We start from the raw sequence: 20,054 nt of genomic DNA on the forward strand, positions 1-20,054 counted from the left end.
ATGATGAACAAAGAGCAAAAGAAAAATTATATTGAAGAAATGACTTCTAAATTTGAGAGTAGTAAAGCCGTAATGGTTACACACTATCAAGGCTTAACAATGACTCAGTTAGATGATTTAAGAGCAAAAATGAGAGAGCATGGTATCGTCTTTAAGATCACTAAAAACAGAATTACAAAATTAGCATTGGAAAAAACTAAGTGTAAAGATTTATCTAATCTTTTCACAGGTCCAACGGCAGTTGCATTTGGTGAAGATGCAATAATGTCTGCAAGAATATTATCTAAATTTGCTAAAGATAATGAGAATCTTAAATTAATTGGCGGAATAATGGATGATGAGGTCCTGGATCAGGCCGGTGTCCAAAATGTTGCTAGTTTACCTACACTAGATGAAGCAAGAGCTAATATTGTAGGTATTTTAAACGCTCCAGCATCAAAATTAATTAGTATTTTGCTTGCACATTCGGAAAAAATGAGTAGTTTGTCCGCAGAAAATTCTGAAACACAACCCAAAGAGTAGAAAAATATGCCTGACCTAAATAAAATTATTGAAGACTTATCAAGTTTGACTGTAGCTGAAGCAGCCGAACTTTCAAAACAGTTAGAAGAAAAGTGGGGTGTAACTCCAATGGCAGCAGCAGCTCCAGCAGCAGCAGGTGGTGCAGCTCCAGCAGAAGAAAAGGATGATTTCACTATCATGCTAGTTTCTGCAGGTGATAAAAAAATTAATGTTATTAAAGAAGTAAGAGCAGCTACTTCATTAGGTTTAAAAGAAGCAAAAGATCTTGTAGAGGGAGCACCAAAAGAAGTTAAATCAGGTGTTAACAAAAAAGATGCCGAAGAGATCAAAGCTAAGTTAGAAGCTGCTGGCGCAAAAGTAGAACTTAAATAAATTAATTAGAAAGAATTCAAATACTGATTATTTTTAATCAGTATTAATAAATATAGATGCAATTATCTTTTACTGAAAAGAAAAACATTAGAAAAAGTTTTGGTAAACTTAAAGAAAGCTTATCAATTCCAAATCTTATTGAAGTTCAAAAAAATTCTTACAAAGAATTAACTGAATTCTATGCTGATACAGAATTAACAAAAGGTTTTGATAGAGTTTTTAAAAGTATTTTTCCAATTGAAGATTTAAATGACAAAGCAACTCTTGAATATGTTTCATACAGGTTAGAAAAACCTAAATTTGATGTTGAAGAATGTATAACAAGAGGTTTAACTTATTCTTCAGCTCTTAAATGTACTTTAAGATTAGTTGTTTACGAAATAGATCAAGAGAACAATACTAAAGATATTTTATCAGCAAAAGAACAAGAAGTTTATATGGGTGAAGTTCCTATGATGACTAATAGTGGAACGTTTATTACCAATGGTGTTCAACGTGTTGTTGTAAACCAAATGCATAGAAGCCCAGGTGTTTTTTTTGATCATGACAAAGGAAAAACCCACGCAAGTGGAAAATTATTATTTAATTGCAGAGTAATACCTAACAGGGGATCTTGGTTAGATTTTGAATATGATGTTAAAGATTTTTTATATTTTAAAATTGATAGAAAAAAGAAAATATTTGCTTCAACATTACTTTTAGCTTTAGGTTTTTCCAAATCAGAAATTGTTGATGAGTTTTATGATAGTGAGCAATATACTTTCGATCCTAAGACAGAAAAATGGAAAACTAAATTTAACCCTGAGAATTATAAAGCTAAAAACTTTTCAGAAGAAGTAATTGATGCAAAAACTGGTGAAGTAGTAATAAAATTAGGTGATAAAATAAATTTTTTAAATGCTAAAAAATTAGCTAACGATGGGCTTAAAGATATTTTAGTTTCAAGAGAATCTCTTTTTGGAAAATTCTTACATAGAGATGTTAAAGTAAGTGATGAAGAAGAAGGTACTTTTAAAATTGGTACTGAACTAAATGATACAATTATTCAACAAATACTGGATGCAAATATTCACTCTTTACAAATATCGGTAACAAATTCCATAAATAAAGGACCTTATTTATTAACAACTGTTTTAGCAGATAAAAATAACTCTAAAGACGAAGCTATAACTGAAATATATAAAATGCTAAGACCTGGTGAACCTCCAACAATAGAGATAGCCACTCAAATATTTAATAATCTTTTCTTTAGCTCAGACAGATACGATCTATCTGATGTTGGTAGAGTAAAAATGAATTCAAGACTAAACCAAGAGTGCTCTGATAAAATTACGATCTTAAGAAATGATGATATAATTGCAATTATTCACAAAATGTTAGATTTGCGAGATGGTAAGGATGATGTTGATGATATTGATCATTTAGGAAATAGAAGAGTACGTTCTGTAGGTGAATTAGTTGAAAACCAAGCTAGAATTGGTGTTTACAGAATGGAAAGGGCTATCAAAGAAAAAATGACTACTTTAGATGTTGAGTCTGCGATGCCTCAGGATTTAATTAACGCAAAACCACTAACTGTTTCATTGAAAGATTTTTTTGCTAGTTCTCAACTTTCGCAGTTTATGGATCAAACGAACCCATTATCAGAAATTACACATAAAAGAAGAGTTTCTGCACTTGGACCAGGTGGACTAACAAGAGAAAGAGCAGGATTTGAAGTTCGAGACGTTCACCCAACTCATTATGGAAGAATTTGTCCAATTGAAACACCAGAAGGACCAAACATTGGCTTGATAAATAGTTTATCAACTTATGCAAAAATAAATAAATATGGCTTTATTGAAAGCCCATATAAAAAGGTAAAAGATGGAGTTGTGCAAGATAAGGTTGAGTATTTATCTGCAATGGAAGAAACTAAATTTACAATTGCTCAAGCAAATACAAAGCTAGATAAAAATGGAAAGATAGTTGAGGAACTTGTTTCTTGCAGACAAAATTTAAACTTCCTTTTATCAAAACCAGATGCAATTGATTATATCGACGTTTCACCAAAACAACTTGTTTCTGTTGCAGCATCTTTAATACCTTTCTTGGAAAATGATGATGCTAACAGAGCTCTAATGGGTTCTAACATGATGAGGCAAGCAGTTCCTCTTTTAAAACCAGAATCACCATTGGTTGGTACTGGAATTGAAAGTGATGTGGCTTTAGACTCTGGTGTAACGATTGTTGCTAAGAGAGACGGAGTTGTTGATAAAATTGATGGTAAGAGAATTGTTATTAAAGTAACAGAAGAAACTGATTTTAGTGAATCAGGTGTAGATATTTATAACTTACAAAAATTTAAAAGATCAAATCAAAATACATGTATTAATCAAAGACCACTTGTTAGAGTTGGTGATAAAGTTAAATCTGGTGATATTATTGCAGACGGTCCATCAACAAAATTAGGTGAATTAGCACTTGGAAAAAATGTAACAGTAGCATTTATGCCATGGCAAGGTTACAACTTTGAAGACTCAATTTTGATTTCAGAAAGATGTGTAACTGACGATGTGTTTACTTCAGTACATATTGAAGAATATGAAATAATGGCTAGAGACACAAAACTTGGAGAAGAAGAAATTACCAGAGATATTCCTAATGTTAACGAAGAAGCTTTAAAAAATCTTGATGAGTCAGGAATAGTTTACATTGGAGCTGAAGTAAACGCTGGAGATATTTTAGTTGGAAAAGTTACACCAAAAGGTGATTCAGCGTCAGGACCAGAAGAAAAACTATTAAGATCAATCTTTGGAGAAAAAGCTATTGATGTAACTGATACATCTTTGAGAATGTCACGAGGTGCTAGTGGTACAGTTGTTGATGTAAGAGTATTTAACAGACATGGTATTGAAAAAGACGAAAGATCAATAACTATTGAAAGAGCTGAAATTGAACAAGTTCAACAAGATAAATTAGTAGAGGAAGAAATTTTAGAGAGAAGCATTAAACAAAGAGCTTCACAAATTTTATCAGGATCATCATTAACTAAAAAAGTAAAAGATTTATCTGAAGGAACAAAACTTGATTTTGATGCAATTAATAATCTTTCTATAAATGATGTATTTAAAATAACAGTTGGAAATGTAAATGATGAAGCGACTTTGGCACAACTTAAAGATCAATACAACAAAGCAAAACAAGACATTACAGAAAGATTTGAAGATAAAGTTTTAAAAATTAGAAGTGGTGATGATTTGTTACCAAGTGTTATGAAAATGGTAAAAGTTTTTGTAGCTATTAAGAGAAGATTAAGACCAGGTGATAAAATGTCAGGCAGACATGGTAATAAGGGTGTTGTTAGTAAAATAGTACCAGTTGAAGATATGCCATATAGAGAAGATGGTAGACCAGTTGATATTGTTTTAAATCCTCTAGGTGTTCCAAGTAGGATGAATGTAGGTCAAATTTTAGAAACTCACCTAGGTTGGGCATGTAAAGAATTTGGTGAACAGATTAAAAATTTAGTTAACGAAAATAACAAAAAAATCGAAAGAACCGAAAAAATAGAAAAATTTTTAAAATCTGTTTATGGAGAAGATACTTTCAATGAAAAAGTAGACAAATTAAGCAAGAATGAATTTAAGGACCTGTGTGAAAATTTACAAAATGGTATTGCAATATCCACTCCTGTTTTTGATGGCGCTAAAGAGAAAAATGTAACTGACATGTTAGAGTTAGCGAACTTACCAGGATCTGGACAAACTTATTTATGGGATGGAAGAACTGGAGAAAAATTTGACAGACCAGTTACAGTTGGAATAATTTATATGTTGAAACTACACCACTTAGTTGAAGATAAAATTCATGCAAGATCTACAGGTCCTTACAGTTTGGTTACACAACAACCTCTTGGCGGTAAAGCACAATTAGGTGGTCAAAGATTTGGAGAAATGGAAGTATGGGCTCTTGAAGCTTACGGAGCTTCTTATACTTTACAAGAAATTTTGACTGTAAAATCAGATGATGTTGCTGGAAGAGTTAAAGTTTACGAAACTATAGTTAAAGGTGAAGAGAATTTCGAATCTGGTATTCCAGAGTCATTTAACGTCTTAGTTAAAGAAATTAAATCATTAGCATTAAACGTGGAGCTTAATTAATGAAAAAAGAATTAACTGATTTATTTAAAGGAAGCGAAATTTCAGAAGCGCAAAATTTTAATAGTATTAAAATTTCTCTAGCTAGCCCTGAGAAAATTAAATCTTGGACATTCGGTGAAATTAAAAAACCTGAAACTATAAATTATAGAACATTTAGACCAGAGAAAGATGGTCTGTTCTGTGCAAGAATTTTTGGACCAATCAAAGATTATGAATGTTTATGCGGAAAGTATAAACGAATGAAGTTTAGAGGTATTATTTGTGAAAAATGTGGCGTTGAGGTAACAAAATCTAATGTAAGAAGAGAGAGAATGGGTCACATTAATCTTGCAACTCCTGTGGCACACATTTGGTTTTTAAAATCATTACCAAGTAGAATTGCACTTGCTGTAGACATGAAGTTGAAAGAAATTGAGAGAGTTCTTTATTTTGAAAACTTTATTGTAATCGAACCAGGACTTACTGGATTACAAAAAAACCAACTTTTAAATGAGGAAGAGTTAGCAAAATATCAGGATGAATTTGGAGAGGAAAGCTTTACTGCAGGTATTGGAGCTGAAGCTGTTCTTGAGATGTTAAAAAATCTTGACTTAGAATTAGAAAGAAAAAATCTTGTTAGCTTTATTAAAGAGACTAAATCTAAAGTTAATGAAGAAAGAGCAATTAAGAGATTAAAATTAATAGAGTCTTTTATCGAAACTGGTCAAAAACCAGAGTGGATGATTATGACTGTAGTTCCAGTTATTCCACCCGAATTAAGACCTTTGGTTCCGCTAGACGGTGGTAGATTTGCTACTTCAGATCTTAACGACCTGTATAGAAGAGTTATTAACAGAAATAATAGATTAAAAAGATTAATGGATCTTAAAGCTCCAGACATCATTGTTAGAAATGAAAAAAGAATGCTTCAAGAATCTGTTGATGCTCTTTTCGACAATGGAAGAAGAGGTCGTGTTATTACTGGAACAGGTAAAAGACCACTTAAATCTCTTGCAGAAATGCTTAAAGGTAAGCAGGGTAGATTTAGACAAAACTTATTAGGAAAAAGGGTAGATTACTCTGGAAGATCAGTAATTGTTGTCGGACCAGACTTAAAATTGCATGAGTGTGGATTACCAAAAAAAATGGCTTTGGAGTTATTTAAACCATTTTTATACGCAAGATTAAACAAATTAGGTTTAGCATCTACAATTAAACAAGCTAAAAAATTAGTAGAGAAAGAAACTAATGCTGTATGGGATGCATTAGAGTTAATCGTAAGAGAACACCCTGTTTTATTAAACAGAGCACCAACACTTCATAGACTTGGTGTTCAAGCTTTTGAACCAAAATTAATTGAAGGTGATGCAATTGAGCTACATCCTTTGACTTGTGCAGCTTTTAATGCCGATTTTGATGGTGACCAAATGGCTGTTCATGTACCTTTAAGTTTAGAAGCTCAGTTGGAAGCAAGAATATTAATGCTATCAACGAACAACATTCTATCTCCTTCAAATGGTAAACCTATAATCGTTCCAAGTCAGGATATGATTTTAGGAATATATTATCTTTCACAGGAACCAGTATCGGATAAACCATCTGGATACTTTACTAATTCTGATCAAATAGAGTTTGCATTATCTTCAGGTGAAATTAACGTTCATAGCACTATTATTTCAAGATATGAAACTGTTGACGAACAAGGAAATAAAAAAATTGAAAAATATAAATCAACAGCAGGAAGATTTTTATTAGCCAACCTATTACCAAAAAATAGCAATATTAAATTTTCATTAGTTGATAGATTGCTACCAAAAAAAGTTGTTTCTGAAATAATTGATGTGGTTTTCAGATTCTGTGGTCAGAAAACGACAGTAATTTTCTGTGATAAACTTAAAGATTTAGGATTTAAACATGCATTTAAAGCAGGAATTTCATTTGGAAAAGATGATTTAATTATTCCTGAAAATAAAACTCAATTAATTGATGATACTAAAAAATTAATTGCAGATTATGAAACTCAATATGCCGAAGGTTTGATTACAAGAGGCGAGAAGTATAACAAGGTTGTCGACGCATGGTCCAAATGTACTGATAAAGTTGCGGGTGAAATGATGAAAAGAATTTCTGCAACTGAAAAAACTGAAGAGGGTTTAAAAATAAATTCAGTATTTATGATGGCTGATAGCGGTGCTAGAGGTTCAGCAGCGCAAATGAAACAATTAGCTGGTATGAGAGGATTAATTGCAAAACCTTCAGGTGAAATTATTGAGAGTCCAATTATCTCTAACTTTAAAGAAGGTTTAACAGCTTTAGAGTATTTTAATTCTACACACGGAGCAAGAAAAGGATTAGCAGATACCGCGCTTAAAACAGCAAGCTCTGGTTATTTAACAAGAAGATTATGTGATGTTGCTCAAGATTTAACAGTAACAAAAATTAAATGTGAAGAACCAGGTTTTATTGAACTATCAGAGATCTTAGAGGGTGGTAATGTAGTTGTTAGTTTGGCAGAAAGAGCACTAGGTAGAGTTACAGCTGCTGAAGTGAAAAATCCTTTAAGTGGTGAGGTAATAATCAAAAAGTCTGAAATGATTGACGAGGCAGGCTGTGATAAAATTGATGCAGCAGGTGTTAAATCTATAAAAGTTTATTCAGTAATGACTTGTAGTTCTAAAGAGGGTGTTTGTGCTACTTGTTACGGAAGAGATTTATCTAGAGGTAAAATGGTGCATGTGGGTGAAGCAATTGGTATGATTTCAGCTCAATCAATTGGAGAACCAGGTACGCAGTTAACGATGAGAACATTCCACGTTGGGGGAACAGCTTCGGTTAAACAAGATAACCAAATTATCAGCAAAAGTGATGGAACATTAAAAATTATTAACTCAAATATTCTAGAAGATTCTAAAAAGAATTTGATTGTTATGGGAAGAAATACTCAACTTTCTATTGAGGATGATAAAGGAGTTCAAATAGCAGTTTATAAAGTTGCTTATGGGTCAAGATTATTTTTTAATAATGGAGATAAAGTTAAAGCAAATACAAAAATTTGTGAGTGGGATCCATATACAACTCCAGTTATTGCTGAAAAGAGTGGTATTGCAAGTTATGTTGATTTAATAGATGGTGTTTCAATTCAAGAAACTACTGATGATGCAACTGGTATTTCATCAAAATCTGTGATTGATTGGAGAGGTCAATCTAAGAGTACAGATTTAAAACCAAGAATTACTTTAAGAGATGAAAAAGGAAATGTAATTAAAAAAGCAGATGACAATGAAGCTAGATATTACTTAGTGCCAGATTCAATTTTATCAATCAAAGATGGTCAAAAAGTTTATGCTGGTGATGTTATTGCAAGATTGCCTAAAGAAACAACGAAAACCAAAGATATTACTGGAGGTCTTCCAAGAGTAGCTGAACTTTTTGAAGCTAGAAAAGCTAAAGACAGTGCTATTATTGCTGAAAACGATGGAAGTGTTGTTTTTGGAAAAGAAGTTAGAGGTAAACAAAGAATTTCGATTGTTCCTGAAGACGGATCAGAACCATCAAATTATTTAATTCCAAAAGGAAAACACATTAACTTTAATCCTGGTGAAAAAATTCAAAAAGGTGAATATCTTTTAGATGGACAGCCATTACCGCATGATATTTTAAGAATTTTAGGCATTAAAGAATTAACAGAATATTTTGTTAATCAAGTTCAAGAAGTATATCGATTACAAGGTGTAATAATTAACGATAAACATATTGAAACAATTCTAAGACAAATGCTTAAGAAAGTTGAAGTTAAGTTATCTGGAGATTCAAGTTATTTACCAGGTGAAGTGGTTGATAGAATCAAGTTTGATAACACTAATGAAAAATTAGTTGCTGAAGGAAAAAGTCCTGCAGTTGGAGAAAGAGTTTTAATGGGTATTACTAAAGCTTCACTCCAAACAGAATCATTCATTTCTGCTGCATCTTTCCAAGAGACAACAAGAGTATTAACAGATGCTGCAATTAAAGGGAAAGTTGATCCATTAAACGGTTTAAAAGAGAACGTAATTGTTGGAAGATTAGTTCCTGCTGGTACGGGTAATATCAAGAACAGATGGAACAATAAGGCTTTGGAAGATGATAATAGCTTCTTAGCAGAACAAGATAGACTTGAAGCTTCTGAGCCTGAAGAATCACAAGTAAATCAATAAAAAAATCACCTAAAAATTGCAGTTTTAGTTTGACAATAGCTGATTAATAAGTATTTTGGCGATGTTTTTGGTTGGAATGTAGTGCTCTTGAGGTACTAAACGCTGCCACAAAATAACCTGTCAGTTATTTTCATCTCAAAAATAAATTAATTAATTTTAGAAAAAAATTATGCCAACTATTAATCAGTTGTTAAGAAAAAAAAGAGTTAAACAAGTTTCTAGGAACAAAGTTCCTGCTTTACAAAAGCAACCTTTAAAAAGAGGTGTTTGTGTTAAAGTTTATACAACCACTCCAAAAAAACCAAACTCTGCATTAAGAAAAGTTGCTAGAGTTAGATTGTCAAACGGTTTTGAAGTAACTGCTTATATTCCAGGCGAAGGGCATAACTTACAAGAACACTCAGTGGTACTAATTAGAGGTGGAAGGGTTAAAGATTTACCTGGTGTTAGATATCATATCTTAAGAGGAAATTTAGATACCCAAGGTGTTGCAAATAGAAAACAGAGAAGATCTTTATACGGAACAAAAAAAGGTAAATAATGTCTAGAAAAAAAACTCAACCCAAAAAAAATGTTGTTCCTGATCCAAAATTTAATTCAACTATAATTCCAAAATTAATAAACAACATTATGTATGATGGCAAAAGAGGTATTGCTGCAAAAATAGTTTATGAAGCAATAGAGAAAATCAAAACAAAAACTAAAGATGAACCTATAAATATTTTTAATGAAGCAATTAACAACATTAAACCAACTGTAGAGGTTAGATCACGAAGAGTAGGTGGTGCAACATACCAAGTGCCAGTTGAGGTAAAAAGTAAAAGAGCCCAAGCACTTGCAATACGATGGTTAGTTGATTCAGCTAGAAAAAGAAAAGATAAACACATGGCAGATAAAATTTTTAACGAACTGTATGATGCTTATGAAAAAAAAGGTGCTGCAGTAAAAAAACGAGAGGATGTTCATAAAATGGCAGAGTCTAATAAGGCATTTGCTCATTTTAGATGGTAAAAAATTATGGCTAGAACTCATACATTAGATAAATATAGAAACATTGGAATCATGGCCCACATAGACGCTGGTAAAACAACTACTACAGAAAGAATTTTATATTATACAGGAAAAAGTCATAAAATTGGTGAAGTACATGACGGTGCTGCAACAATGGACTGGATGGAGCAAGAACAAGAAAGAGGTATCACAATTACTTCTGCAGCAACAACTTGTTTCTGGAATGACCACAGAGTTAATATAATTGATACTCCGGGCCACGTCGATTTTACAATTGAAGTAGAAAGATCTTTAAAAGTACTAGATGGTGCTGTGGCTGTATTTGATGGAGTTGCTGGTGTAGAGCCTCAATCTGAGACAGTATGGAGACAGGCAGACAAATACAAAGTTCCGAGAATTTGTTTTGTAAATAAACTTGATAGAACTGGTGCTGATTTCTTTAGATGTGTTGATATGATCAGAGATAGATTGGGTGCTAAACCATTAGTTTTACAAGTACCTATTGGAATTGAAGCTTCATTAATCGGTGTTGTTGATCTAGTTAAAATGAAAGCCCAAGTATGGAAAAATGAAGCACTAGGCGCAGAGTGGGAATATAAAGATATACCTGATGATTTAAAAGAAATTTCAGAAAAATACAGAACCGAACTAATTGAGTCTGCAGTCGAGCAAGACGAAAAGTTAATGGAAGCGTATTTAAACGGCGATGAAATTAAAGAGGAAGATTTAGTTAAATGTATCAGAAAAGGAACTTTAAATTTTAGCTTTGTTCCTGTTTTAACTGGTTCAGCTTTTAAAAATAAAGGTGTTCAACCTTTATTAGATGCTGTTATTAATTACCTTCCAAGTCCAGTAGATATTGGGTCTATTAAGGGAACTAAAGTTGGTTCAGATGATGAAATTGAAATGAAGTTTGAGGATGGATCATCTTTTTCAGGTTTAGCATTTAAAGTTGCAAATGATCCTTTTGTTGGTTCATTAACATTCGTTAGAATTTATTCTGGTACAATTAAATCTGGTACAGCTGTGTACAATTCTTCATCAGATAAAGAAGAAAGAGTTGGTCGTATGCTTTTAATGCATGCAAACTCTAGAGAAGATATTAAAGAAGCAAATGCAGGTGATATTGTTTCTTTGGCAGGTTTAAAAAATACTATGACAGGTCATACTTTGTGTGACAAAGAAAATCCTGTTTTATTAGAGCCAATGGAATTCCCTGAACCAGTAATTGAAATTGCTGTTGAGCCTAAAACAAAAGGTGACCAAGAAAAAATGGGTGAAGCTTTAGCAAGATTAGCTAAAGAAGATCCATCATTTAGAGTATCATCTGACGAGGAATCTGGTCAAACAATCATCAAAGGTATGGGTGAGTTACACTTAGATATTATTGTTGATCGTATGAAAAGAGAATTTAAAGTTGAAGCAAATGTTGGAGCTCCACAAGTTGCTTACAGGGAGACAATAGAAAAATCAGCTGAATTTGAATATATACATAAAAAACAAAGTGGTGGCGCTGGTCAATTCGCTAAAGTAAAATTATTTGTTGAACCTCAAGAACCAGGTAAGGGTAGAGAGGTTGAAAGTGCCATTAAAGGTGGAGCTATTCCAAAAGAATTTATCCCCGGTGTTGAAAAAGGTATTGAGACAGTTTCTGATAGCGGAATATTAGCAGGTTTTCCTATGATTGATTACAAAGTAACGATTGTTGATGGTTTGCATCATGATGTAGACTCAAGTGTTCTAGCATTTGAACTTGCCAGTAGAGCATGTTTTAAAGAAGCTTGCACTCAAGGTGGATTAAAGCTTTTAGAGCCCATTATGAGAGTGGAAGTTGTTACTCCAGAAGATTATATGGGTGATGTAATTGGTGATCTAAACAGTAGAAGAGGCCAAATTAGCACTCAAGAGCAAAGAGGTAATGCAACTGTAATCACGGCAATGGTTCCTTTAGCAAATATGTTTGGCTACATAAACAATCTAAGATCAATGTCTCAAGGAAGAGCGCAATATTCAATGTTCTTTGATCATTATTCTAAAGTTCCACAAAACGTTCAAGATGAAGTAACTAAAAAGGTAGCAGGTTAATGGAAAAACAAAATATTAGAATTAAACTAAGAGCATACGATAATAAAGTTTTGGATGCTTCTACCGAAGAAATAGTTAATACAGTTAAAAGAACTGGAGCTACTATAAAAGGTCCAATACCACTTCCTACTAGAATTGAAAGATATACAGTTTTAAGATCTCCACACATTGATAAAAAAAGTAGAGAGCAATTTGAGTCTAGAACTCACAAAAGATTAATAGATATTATAGAACCAACACCACAAACAGTAGAAGCTTTAATGAAATTAGACTTAGCTTCAGGTGTAGATGTGGAGATAAAAATTTAATTATGAGCGAGATAGCTTTATTAGGTAAGAAAATTGGCATGACTAGAGAATTTTATAAATCTGGTCAGTTGGTGCCTGTTACAGTTCTTAAAGTTGAAAAAGCTAGAGTTATTCAAGTAATTGAAGAAGAAAAAAGAGGTTACAAAGCTGTTCAACTTGGATATGGAAAAATTAAAAATTCAAAATTAACAAAAGCAATGAAAGGTGTTTTTGCAAAGAAAAACACTGAAGCTAAGAAAAAATTAAAAGAATTTAGAGTAAACGATACTTCTGCTTACAAAGAAGGAAATGAATTTGGTTTAGAAATTTTCAAAGATATAAAATTTGTAGACACAAGATCAAAAACGATTGGTAAAGGTTTTGCTGGTGCAATGAAGAGACATAATTTTGGAGGCTTAAGAGCTAGCCACGGTGTTTCTATTTCTCATAGAGCTCATGGTTCAACAGGACATAGTCAAGATCCAGGTAAAGTTTTTAAAGGAAAAAAAATGGCTGGTCATATGGGTGATAAGTTAAGAACAATGCAAAATATCGAAATAATAAAAACAGATTTAGAAAATGAGTTACTTTATTTAAAGGGATCCATTCCAGGATCAAAAAATGCTGAAGTGATGGTTAAAAAATCAGTAAAAAATATAAACAAAATGACAATCAGTGAAAAGCAAGCTGCTGCTGAGGAAGCAAAAAAAACACCAGATAAAAAGAAAAAATAATGAAATTAGATAAAATTAGCATAGACGGAAAAAAAGATACTATTGAAGTCTTAGATAAAATATTTTCTGCAAAAATTAATCAAAAGTTAGTTGCTAGTGTTTTATACAAAACAAATGCCAACTACAAAGGTAGACACGCTAAAACTAAACAACAAAATGAAGTAAAAGGTCCAACATCAAAAATTTATGCACAAAAAGGAACTGGTGGAGCAAGACACGCTAGTAGAAAAGCTCCTATTTTTGTTGGTGGTGGTATAGCTCATGGTCCAAAAGGTGAATTAGCTTACAAAAAAAGAAAGTTAAATAAAAATGAAAAGAAACAAAGTGTTGCTTCTTTAATTACTGAAAAAAATAATAATAAGAACTTATTAATTTTAAATGATTTTAATTCTGAAATTAAAAAAACAAAAGAAATGAATTCAATAATTAATAAACTAGAGATTTCTAATTCATTAATTATACTTGATAAAAACTCTAAAGATAAGATAGAAAAATCTGTAAGAAATATTCCTAACGTAAAAGTTACTGACGTAAATCATTTTAGTGCTTACGATATTATAAAATTTAAGAAAGTAGTTTTTACTGAAAGCTCAGTAAAAGAATTGGAGAAAAGGTATTCTTAATATGGATAAAATTCATTTATACGACAAAATTCTTTTTCCAGTTGTTACTGAGAAATCAACAAATCTATCAGAATTGAACAAAATTACTTTTAAGGTTCCTGATGGTGCTAATAAAAAAAACCTAAAAAAAAATATTGAAAAAATTTTTAAAGTTAATGTCACTAAAATTAACATCATCAATAAACAAAATAGAACTAAACTCACTAGAGGTAAAAAAGTGAAAGTTTCAGGATACAAAAAAGCAATTATAACTCTAAAAAAAGGTCAAAGCATTGATCTAACAACAGGAATTTAAGAAAATGGCATTAAAAACTTTTAAACCATACACAAAATCTACCAGAGGTACTATTTTAGTAGATAGAACAGGTCTATGGAAAGGCAAACCTTTTAAAACTCTTGTTTCTCCAAAAAATGCTATGAAGGGTCGAAATAATAATGGACACATCACTTCAATTAACAGAGCAGGTGGTCATAAGAAGATGTATAGACATGTTGATTTTTATAGAAAAAAATTTGACATGGAGGCTACTGTTGAAAGAATAGAATATGATCCGAATAGATCTTGCTACATAATGTTGGTTAAATTTGAAGATGGAACACATTCGTATTTTTTAGCTCCTCAAAAAATTAAAGTCGGAGATAAGATTGAGAGTGGATCGAAAAAAGAAATTAAAATTGGAAATTGCATGCCGTTACAAGATATACCTGTTGGTATCAATATTCATAACGTTGAAATTCAACCAGGTGGTGGAGGTAAAATAGCTAGAGCTGCTGGTTCTTCAGTTACAATTAGTGGATTAGATGGAAATTATAGTTTAATTAAATTAGCGTCAGGTGAAGTACGTAAAATAGACTCTAGAGCTTTAGCTACTATTGGAATTTTAAGTAATCCTGATCAAAAAAATATTAAAATTGGAAAAGCTGGTAGATCAAGATGGTTAGGAAGAAGACCTCATACTAGAGGTGTTGTTAAAAATCCAGTTGATCACCCACATGGAGGTGGTGAAGGTAAGTCAGCAGGAGGAAGGCATCCAGTGTCTCCAACAGGACAATCAGCAAAAGGTTTAAAAACTAGAGATAATAAGAGAACAGATAAATTTATAGTTAAGAGAAGAAATAAAAGGAAGGATACTAAGTAATGGCTAGAGCTGTATGGAAAGGACCATTTGTTGAAGAAAGCTTGATGAAAAAAGTAGACAAGTACAAAGATGATCCGAAGAAAATTCCAATTAAAACTTGGTCTAGAAAATCTACTATTCTTCCAGATTTTGTAGGGGTAGCTTTTCAAATATATAATGGTAAAAAATTTATTCCAATAACAGTATCAGAGGATATGGTTGGTCATAAATTAGGAGAGTTTGCGCCAACAAGAACTTTTTTTGGACACACACCAGCCGATAAGAAAGCTAAACCAGCAGAGAAAAAATAATTATGGGAAAGAAAAAGAAAATTGATAAAAACAACAATAAGACTGTAAAGTCTATAAACAATGGAATTAGATCTAGCGTAAGAAAGATTAATCCAATTCTAAAAAGTATTGTTGGTAAAAAGGTTGATGTAGCTATTAGAGACCTGCAGTTTTCAGAAAAAAGAGTTACAAGAGATATTAGAAAGACAATTAGCTCAGCTATTGCAAACGCCGAAAATAACTTTCAATATGATATTGACAATTTAATTGTCAAAGAAGCGTATTGTGGAAAAAAAATTGTTATGAAAAGATTTAGACCAAGAGCAAAAGGTAGAGCGGCACCAATTTTAAAACCTTGGTCAACAGTAACTATAATTTTATCAGAGGCAAAACAAATGGAGAAACATGGGACAAAAGGTTAATCCTGTAGGTTTTAGATTAGGTGTAAACAGAGGTTGGGACTCTGTTTGGTATGCTAAGAAAAAAGATTTTGGCAACTATCTAATTGAAGATTTTAAAATAAGAGAATACATCAAGAAGAATGTAATTAATTCAGGTGTATCTAAAGTGATGATAGAGAGAACATCAAACAAATGTTACGTTACAATTTACACATCTAGACCTGGATTTGTAATTGGTAAAAAAGGTAGTGATATTGATAAAATTAAAAATAACTTATCAAAATTTACGACAAATGAAGTCAACTTAAATATCAAAGAGGTTAAAAAACCTGAAACTAATGCATATTTAGTTGCTGAAAACATTGCACAACAGTTAGTAAAAAGGATTTCATACAGAAGAGCCATGAAAAGAGCTATGCAATCATGTATTAGACTAGGTGCAAAAGGCATTAAAGTTTCGGTAAGTGGAAGATTAGGTGGTAATGAGATCGCTAGAACTGAATGGTTAAGAGATGGTAGTATACCATCACACACTTTAAGAGCAGATATAGATTATGCAGAAGCGGAAGCTCTTACAACATATGGAATTATTGGAATTAAGGTTTGGATCTATAAAGGTGAAGTTTTTGCAAGAGAATTTAGCCAGGAAACAAACAAAGTCACTCCAAAGGAAGGTAAACAATAATGCTTCAGCCTGTAAGAACTAAATGGAGAAAAGCTCATAAAGGAAGAATTCATGGTAATGCTACTAGAGCAAGTACTATTAATTATGGTGCATATGCCTTGAAAGCATTACAGCCTGAAAGAGTTACTGGAAAACAAATTGAAGCTGCTAGGGTTGCTTTAACTAGACATATGAAAAGACAAGGCAGAGTATGGACAAGAGTTTTTCCAAATATTCCAGTTTCTAAAAAACCAATAGAAGTTAGAATGGGTAAAGGAAAAGGATCACCAGAATATTTTGCTTGTAGAGTAAAACCTGGAAGAATTTTATTTGAAGTTGATGGTGTTTCTGAACAAATTGCCAAAGAGGCACTTTACAAAGCTTCAGCAAAGCTACCAATAAAAACAAAGACAATAAAGAGATTTGCATAAATGAAAAAACAAGAAATTAAAAAATTAAGCAAAGATGAAGTTATCAAAAATATTGATAAGCTTAAAAAAGACTTATTTAATTTTCGATTTCAAAAAATTAATTCTCAAATAACTAATCCTGCAAAAATTGGAGAAACAAGAAAAACAATTGCAAGATTGAAAACAATTTTAAAAGGAAAATCAAATGCCTAAAAAAATATTAACAGGAGTGGTGATAAGCGACAAACCTAATAAAACAATTACAGTTATGGTAGAGAGAAAATATTCACACCCTGTATTGAAAAAAGTCATTAGAGTCAGAAAAAATTACAATGCTCATGACGAAAATAATACATTTAAAACAGGTGATAAAGTTTCAATTATTGAAAGCAAACCATTTTCAAAAAATAAAAAATTTCAAGTTATGGAGAATAATAAATAATGATTGGTGTACAGACAGAATTACAAGTTGCTGACAACACTGGTGCAAAAAGAATAGAGTGCATCAAAGTATTGGGTGGATCTAAGAGAAGATATGCCAGCATTGGAGATACAATTGTAATTGCTGTGAAAGAGGCTATCCCTAAGGGCAAAGTAAAGAAAGGAACCGTTCATAAAGCTGTAGTAGTAAGAGTTAAAAAAGGAATTCATAGAAACGATGGTTCAAAAGTAAAATTTGATAATAATGCAGCAGTATTAGTTGACGATAAGGGTGAACCAGTTGGTACTAGAATATTTGGCCCTGTTACTAGAGAATTAAGAAGTAGAGGGCAAATGAAAATAATTTCACTAGCGCCGGAGGTTTTATAAGATGATTAAAAAAGGTCTAAAAGTAAGAGTGCTAACTGGAAAAGACAAAAAAAAAGAGGGTGAAGTTATCGAAATCGACAGAGCAAATAATAGAGCCAAAGTAAAAGAAATTAATATGGTTAAAAAACACGTTAAAACAACAAAAGAGAAAAAAGGTGGTATTTTTTCAAAAGAAGGTTTTATTCATTTATCAAATTTAAAATTAATAGATGAAAAAGCAGAAAAGAAAAAAGAGGCTAAGAAATAATGACTCCAAGATTAAAAGAAATTTTTAATAAAGAAATACAACCAGCTTTAAAAGACCAATTTGGCTTCAAAAATATTTACATGGCGCCTAGAATTGAAAAAATTGTTTTAAATATGGGTCTTGGTTTAGATGGTTCAGACTCTAAAATTCTTAAATCGTGTGAAGAGGATATAGCTAAGATAACAGGCCAAAAACCTGTAACTACAAAATTCAAAAAATCTGTAGCTAATTTTAAGACAAGAAAAGGATCTAATGCAGGCTTAAAAGTAACTTTAAGAAAAAATAAAATGTATGAATTTTTAGATAGATTAGTAAATATTGCTCTTCCTAGAATTAAAGATTTTAGAGGATTGTCGCCAAAAGGTTTTGATAAATTCGGAAATTATACTTTTGGCATAAAGGAACACATCATTTTTCCAGAAGTTAGTTTTGATAGAGCTGATAAAGTTAGAGGCTTAGATATCGTTATTGTTATAAAAGCTATTAACAAAGAGCACAGCTTTGCATTGTTAGAAAAAATGAATTTTCCGTTTATTAAAAAAGGAGACAATTAAAAATGGCTAAACTTAGTGCTGTAAATAAAAACAAAAAAAGAATTAAACTTTCAGACAAGATGTTCAAGAAAAGACAAAATTTAAAAAAAATAATAATGGATAAAAAACTTCCATTAGAGGAAAGATTTAAGGCGCAGCAGAAATTATCAAAATTGCCAAGAAATTCAGCTAAAACAAGAGTGATGAATAGATGTGAGATAACAGGTAGACCACATGGTGTTTATAGAAAATTGAAAATATCAAGAATTGCTCTTCGACAATTAGGTTTACAAGGAAAAATACCTGGCTTAGTTAAGTCGAGCTGGTAGGAAGGAAAATTATGAGTTTAAGTGACCCAATAGGAGATATGATAGCTAGAGTTAAGAACGCTCAAGCAAGAAATCATAAAAAAGTAGATCTGCCATCATCAAACTTTAAATCAAAAATTGCAGATATACTAAAAAATGAAGGTTTTATAAAAGATTTTAAAATTAGTTCAGAGGATAATAAACCAACATTATCTTTAGAACTTAAATATCATTCTGGTAACCCAGTAATTAGTGCATTTGAAAGAGTTTCTAAACCAGGAAGAAGAATTTTTTCTAGTGCTGAAGGTTTGCCTAAAATTAATAACGGTCTAGGTATTGCAATAGTTTCTACACCAAAAGGTGTAATGACTGATATTGACGCCAGAAAACAACGTGTTGGTGGTGAAATTATTTGTAAGGTATTTTAATGTCTAAAATTGGAAAAATAAATATATCAATCCCAGAAAAGGTTAAAGTTGCTTTAGCTGGCAACATTATAAATATAGAAGGGCCACTAGGAAAGAAATCAATAAATATTGATTTAGATATGTTTAATTTGGATATCAAAGAAGGAAAAGAGATTTCAATTAAACCAAAAAAAATTGACCAAAATTCAAAAAGACTTTGGGGTATGAACAGAAGTTTAATTAATAATGCCGTGATTGGCTCAAGTACTGGCTACGAAAAAGTGTTAGAGCTTGTAGGTGTTGGATATAGAGCGGCATTAAAAGGAAATCAGCTAAATTTACAATTAGGCTACAGTCATGATATTGATTTTGACATTCCAGAAGGAATTAAAATTGCTGTAGAAAAACAAACTACACTTAAGATCACTGGATCAGACAAACAATTAGTTGGTGAAGTTGCATCAAAAATTAAAACATTTAGAAAAATTGAGCCATATAAGGGTAAAGGTGTTAGAGAAAAAGGCCAATATGTTCTTAAAAAAGAAGGTAAGAAAAAATAATGAAACTAAACACTAGTATTAGAAAAAGATTTAGAGTTAGCAACAAAGTAAAAAAAGTTGCTCCAAAAGATAGATTTAGATTAAGTATTTCAAGATCTGCCAAAAATATTTCAGCTCAAATCATTGATGATACAAAAAAAGTAACTTTGTTATCAGCTTCATCCATTGAGAAAGATGTAAAATCATCTGATAAAATTAACAAAACAGAGCTTTCAAAATTAGTTGCCCAAAAGCTTGCAAAAAAAGCTCAGGAAAAAAATATTACAAAAATTTATTTTGATAGAGGATCTTATAAATATCATGGTAGAATTAAAGTATTTGCAGACACGTTAAGAGAAAATGGAATGGAATTTTAATT

At 31.6% G+C, this 20,054-nt stretch carries 25 protein-coding genes; all 25 read left to right on the forward strand.

Translation table 11 applies throughout. The annotated features are described in order from the left end of the window. Positions 1–3 precede the first annotated feature (3 nt). The 25 genes from rplJ to rplR all read left to right on the forward strand — a co-directional run bounded on the left by rplJ (position 4) and on the right by rplR (position 20,052). Positions 4–522 carry a 50S ribosomal protein L10 gene (gene rplJ / locus ACTTBM_RS02225; protein ID WP_428081222.1) on the forward strand — a complete coding sequence of 173 codons (519 nt, stop codon included), beginning with the start codon at positions 4–6 and terminating at the stop codon, positions 520–522. A gap of 6 nt (positions 523–528) precedes the next feature. Beyond that, the gene (gene rplL / locus ACTTBM_RS02230; protein ID WP_262589092.1) at positions 529–894 is read left to right on the forward strand and encodes a 50S ribosomal protein L7/L12; all 366 of its coding nucleotides are present in this window, start codon (positions 529–531) and stop codon (positions 892–894) included. A 56-nt stretch (positions 895–950) separates the two neighbouring features. Next, positions 951–5,036: a DNA-directed RNA polymerase subunit beta gene (rpoB, locus tag ACTTBM_RS02235; RefSeq protein WP_440634545.1), complete on the forward strand. Its 4,086-nt coding sequence runs from the start codon at positions 951–953 to the stop codon at positions 5,034–5,036. Continuing rightward, positions 5,036–9,208 (forward strand): DNA-directed RNA polymerase subunit beta', encoded by a 4,173-nt coding sequence (gene rpoC / locus ACTTBM_RS02240; protein WP_440634546.1) that lies wholly within the window; start codon positions 5,036–5,038, stop codon positions 9,206–9,208. The genes rpoB and rpoC overlap by 1 nt, the downstream gene beginning before the upstream one ends. Before the next feature lie 169 nt (positions 9,209–9,377). Further along, positions 9,378–9,749 (forward strand): 30S ribosomal protein S12, encoded by a 372-nt coding sequence (gene rpsL / locus ACTTBM_RS02245; RefSeq protein WP_075506813.1) that lies wholly within the window; start codon positions 9,378–9,380, stop codon positions 9,747–9,749. After that, a complete protein-coding gene (gene rpsG, locus ACTTBM_RS02250) occupies positions 9,749–10,219 on the forward strand; it encodes a 30S ribosomal protein S7 (protein ID WP_075506812.1) in 471 nt (156 codons plus the stop codon). The genes rpsL and rpsG overlap by 1 nt, the downstream gene beginning before the upstream one ends. Positions 10,220–10,225: 6 nt before the next feature. Then, the gene (gene fusA / locus ACTTBM_RS02255; protein WP_440634547.1) at positions 10,226–12,304 is read left to right on the forward strand and encodes an elongation factor G; all 2,079 of its coding nucleotides are present in this window, start codon (positions 10,226–10,228) and stop codon (positions 12,302–12,304) included. Continuing rightward, positions 12,304–12,612 (forward strand): 30S ribosomal protein S10, encoded by a 309-nt coding sequence (rpsJ, locus tag ACTTBM_RS02260; RefSeq protein ID WP_023853699.1) that lies wholly within the window; start codon positions 12,304–12,306, stop codon positions 12,610–12,612. The genes fusA and rpsJ overlap by 1 nt, the downstream gene beginning before the upstream one ends. A gap of 2 nt (positions 12,613–12,614) precedes the next feature. After that, complete coding sequence (gene rplC / locus ACTTBM_RS02265; RefSeq protein WP_440614291.1) at positions 12,615–13,325, forward strand: 50S ribosomal protein L3; 711 nt, start codon at positions 12,615–12,617, stop codon at positions 13,323–13,325. Next, on the forward strand, positions 13,325–13,948 hold the full coding sequence (gene rplD / locus ACTTBM_RS02270; protein ID WP_262589100.1) for a 50S ribosomal protein L4: 624 nt from the start codon (positions 13,325–13,327) through the stop codon (positions 13,946–13,948). The genes rplC and rplD overlap by 1 nt, the downstream gene beginning before the upstream one ends. A 1-nt stretch (position 13,949) precedes the next feature. Beyond that, on the forward strand, positions 13,950–14,243 hold the full coding sequence (gene rplW, locus ACTTBM_RS02275) for a 50S ribosomal protein L23 (protein ID WP_262589101.1): 294 nt from the start codon (positions 13,950–13,952) through the stop codon (positions 14,241–14,243). A 4-nt stretch (positions 14,244–14,247) separates the two neighbouring features. Continuing rightward, the gene (gene rplB, locus ACTTBM_RS02280; RefSeq protein WP_075506807.1) at positions 14,248–15,087 is read left to right on the forward strand and encodes a 50S ribosomal protein L2; all 840 of its coding nucleotides are present in this window, start codon (positions 14,248–14,250) and stop codon (positions 15,085–15,087) included. After that, positions 15,087–15,377, forward strand: coding sequence for a 30S ribosomal protein S19 (gene rpsS, locus ACTTBM_RS02285; protein ID WP_075506806.1), 291 nt, complete (start codon positions 15,087–15,089; stop codon positions 15,375–15,377). Before rplB ends, rpsS begins: the two co-directional genes overlap by 1 nt. Before the next feature lie 2 nt (positions 15,378–15,379). Continuing rightward, the gene (rplV, locus tag ACTTBM_RS02290; protein ID WP_440634548.1) at positions 15,380–15,778 is read left to right on the forward strand and encodes a 50S ribosomal protein L22; all 399 of its coding nucleotides are present in this window, start codon (positions 15,380–15,382) and stop codon (positions 15,776–15,778) included. Continuing rightward, positions 15,762–16,442 carry a 30S ribosomal protein S3 gene (rpsC, locus tag ACTTBM_RS02295; protein WP_075506804.1) on the forward strand — a complete coding sequence of 227 codons (681 nt, stop codon included), beginning with the start codon at positions 15,762–15,764 and terminating at the stop codon, positions 16,440–16,442. Before rplV ends, rpsC begins: the two co-directional genes overlap by 17 nt. Then, positions 16,442–16,852, forward strand: a complete 411-nt coding sequence (gene rplP / locus ACTTBM_RS02300) for a 50S ribosomal protein L16 (protein WP_075506803.1) — start codon at positions 16,442–16,444, stop codon at positions 16,850–16,852. The genes rpsC and rplP overlap by 1 nt, the downstream gene beginning before the upstream one ends. Next, positions 16,853–17,044 (forward strand): 50S ribosomal protein L29, encoded by a 192-nt coding sequence (gene rpmC, locus ACTTBM_RS02305; protein ID WP_440634549.1) that lies wholly within the window; start codon positions 16,853–16,855, stop codon positions 17,042–17,044. After that, the gene (gene rpsQ / locus ACTTBM_RS02310; protein WP_428080011.1) at positions 17,037–17,273 is read left to right on the forward strand and encodes a 30S ribosomal protein S17; all 237 of its coding nucleotides are present in this window, start codon (positions 17,037–17,039) and stop codon (positions 17,271–17,273) included. Before rpmC ends, rpsQ begins: the two co-directional genes overlap by 8 nt. Next, positions 17,273–17,641: a 50S ribosomal protein L14 gene (gene rplN, locus ACTTBM_RS02315; protein ID WP_008544079.1), complete on the forward strand. Its 369-nt coding sequence runs from the start codon at positions 17,273–17,275 to the stop codon at positions 17,639–17,641. Before rpsQ ends, rplN begins: the two co-directional genes overlap by 1 nt. Position 17,642: 1 nt before the next feature. Further along, positions 17,643–17,888 (forward strand): 50S ribosomal protein L24, encoded by a 246-nt coding sequence (gene rplX / locus ACTTBM_RS02320; RefSeq protein ID WP_262589105.1) that lies wholly within the window; start codon positions 17,643–17,645, stop codon positions 17,886–17,888. Continuing rightward, a complete protein-coding gene (rplE, locus tag ACTTBM_RS02325; protein ID WP_440634550.1) occupies positions 17,888–18,442 on the forward strand; it encodes a 50S ribosomal protein L5 in 555 nt (184 codons plus the stop codon). Before rplX ends, rplE begins: the two co-directional genes overlap by 1 nt. 2 nt (positions 18,443–18,444) lie before the next feature. Then, positions 18,445–18,750: a 30S ribosomal protein S14 gene (gene rpsN, locus ACTTBM_RS02330; RefSeq protein ID WP_075506797.1), complete on the forward strand. Its 306-nt coding sequence runs from the start codon at positions 18,445–18,447 to the stop codon at positions 18,748–18,750. A gap of 11 nt (positions 18,751–18,761) precedes the next feature. Beyond that, on the forward strand, positions 18,762–19,157 hold the full coding sequence (gene rpsH, locus ACTTBM_RS02335) for a 30S ribosomal protein S8 (RefSeq protein ID WP_428080012.1): 396 nt from the start codon (positions 18,762–18,764) through the stop codon (positions 19,155–19,157). Further along, positions 19,157–19,696 carry a 50S ribosomal protein L6 gene (gene rplF, locus ACTTBM_RS02340; RefSeq protein ID WP_262589108.1) on the forward strand — a complete coding sequence of 180 codons (540 nt, stop codon included), beginning with the start codon at positions 19,157–19,159 and terminating at the stop codon, positions 19,694–19,696. Before rpsH ends, rplF begins: the two co-directional genes overlap by 1 nt. Beyond that, positions 19,696–20,052, forward strand: a complete 357-nt coding sequence (gene rplR, locus ACTTBM_RS02345) for a 50S ribosomal protein L18 (RefSeq protein ID WP_440633445.1) — start codon at positions 19,696–19,698, stop codon at positions 20,050–20,052. The genes rplF and rplR overlap by 1 nt, the downstream gene beginning before the upstream one ends. Positions 20,053–20,054 lie beyond the last annotated feature (2 nt).

The sequence above is a fragment of the Candidatus Pelagibacter sp. HIMB1746 genome, from assembly GCF_052047555.1.
Classification (GTDB): Bacteria; Pseudomonadota; Alphaproteobacteria; order Pelagibacterales; family Pelagibacteraceae; genus Pelagibacter.

Excerpts from the sequence above, each read along its gene's own strand:
- rplJ (WP_428081222.1), top strand. The coding sequence starts at position 4 with ATGAACAAAGAGCAAAAGAAAAATTATATTGAAGAAATGACTTCTAAA.
- rplL (WP_262589092.1), top strand. The coding sequence starts at position 529 with ATGCCTGACCTAAATAAAATTATTGAAGACTTATCAAGTTTGACTGTA.
- rpoB (WP_440634545.1), top strand. The coding sequence starts at position 951 with ATGCAATTATCTTTTACTGAAAAGAAAAACATTAGAAAAAGTTTTGGT.
- rpoC (WP_440634546.1), top strand. The coding sequence starts at position 5,036 with ATGAAAAAAGAATTAACTGATTTATTTAAAGGAAGCGAAATTTCAGAA.
- rpsL (WP_075506813.1), top strand. The coding sequence starts at position 9,378 with ATGCCAACTATTAATCAGTTGTTAAGAAAAAAAAGAGTTAAACAAGTT.
- rpsG (WP_075506812.1), top strand. The coding sequence starts at position 9,749 with ATGTCTAGAAAAAAAACTCAACCCAAAAAAAATGTTGTTCCTGATCCA.
- fusA (WP_440634547.1), top strand. The coding sequence starts at position 10,226 with ATGGCTAGAACTCATACATTAGATAAATATAGAAACATTGGAATCATG.
- rpsJ (WP_023853699.1), top strand. The coding sequence starts at position 12,304 with ATGGAAAAACAAAATATTAGAATTAAACTAAGAGCATACGATAATAAA.
- rplC (WP_440614291.1), top strand. The coding sequence starts at position 12,615 with ATGAGCGAGATAGCTTTATTAGGTAAGAAAATTGGCATGACTAGAGAA.
- rplD (WP_262589100.1), top strand. The coding sequence starts at position 13,325 with ATGAAATTAGATAAAATTAGCATAGACGGAAAAAAAGATACTATTGAA.
- rplW (WP_262589101.1), top strand. The coding sequence starts at position 13,950 with ATGGATAAAATTCATTTATACGACAAAATTCTTTTTCCAGTTGTTACT.
- rplB (WP_075506807.1), top strand. The coding sequence starts at position 14,248 with ATGGCATTAAAAACTTTTAAACCATACACAAAATCTACCAGAGGTACT.
- rpsS (WP_075506806.1), top strand. The coding sequence starts at position 15,087 with ATGGCTAGAGCTGTATGGAAAGGACCATTTGTTGAAGAAAGCTTGATG.
- rplV (WP_440634548.1), top strand. The coding sequence starts at position 15,380 with ATGGGAAAGAAAAAGAAAATTGATAAAAACAACAATAAGACTGTAAAG.
- rpsC (WP_075506804.1), top strand. The coding sequence starts at position 15,762 with ATGGGACAAAAGGTTAATCCTGTAGGTTTTAGATTAGGTGTAAACAGA.
- rplP (WP_075506803.1), top strand. The coding sequence starts at position 16,442 with ATGCTTCAGCCTGTAAGAACTAAATGGAGAAAAGCTCATAAAGGAAGA.
- rpmC (WP_440634549.1), top strand. The coding sequence starts at position 16,853 with ATGAAAAAACAAGAAATTAAAAAATTAAGCAAAGATGAAGTTATCAAA.
- rpsQ (WP_428080011.1), top strand. The coding sequence starts at position 17,037 with ATGCCTAAAAAAATATTAACAGGAGTGGTGATAAGCGACAAACCTAAT.
- rplN (WP_008544079.1), top strand. The coding sequence starts at position 17,273 with ATGATTGGTGTACAGACAGAATTACAAGTTGCTGACAACACTGGTGCA.
- rplX (WP_262589105.1), top strand. The coding sequence starts at position 17,643 with ATGATTAAAAAAGGTCTAAAAGTAAGAGTGCTAACTGGAAAAGACAAA.
- rplE (WP_440634550.1), top strand. The coding sequence starts at position 17,888 with ATGACTCCAAGATTAAAAGAAATTTTTAATAAAGAAATACAACCAGCT.
- rpsN (WP_075506797.1), top strand. The coding sequence starts at position 18,445 with ATGGCTAAACTTAGTGCTGTAAATAAAAACAAAAAAAGAATTAAACTT.
- rpsH (WP_428080012.1), top strand. The coding sequence starts at position 18,762 with ATGAGTTTAAGTGACCCAATAGGAGATATGATAGCTAGAGTTAAGAAC.
- rplF (WP_262589108.1), top strand. The coding sequence starts at position 19,157 with ATGTCTAAAATTGGAAAAATAAATATATCAATCCCAGAAAAGGTTAAA.
- rplR (WP_440633445.1), top strand. The coding sequence starts at position 19,696 with ATGAAACTAAACACTAGTATTAGAAAAAGATTTAGAGTTAGCAACAAA.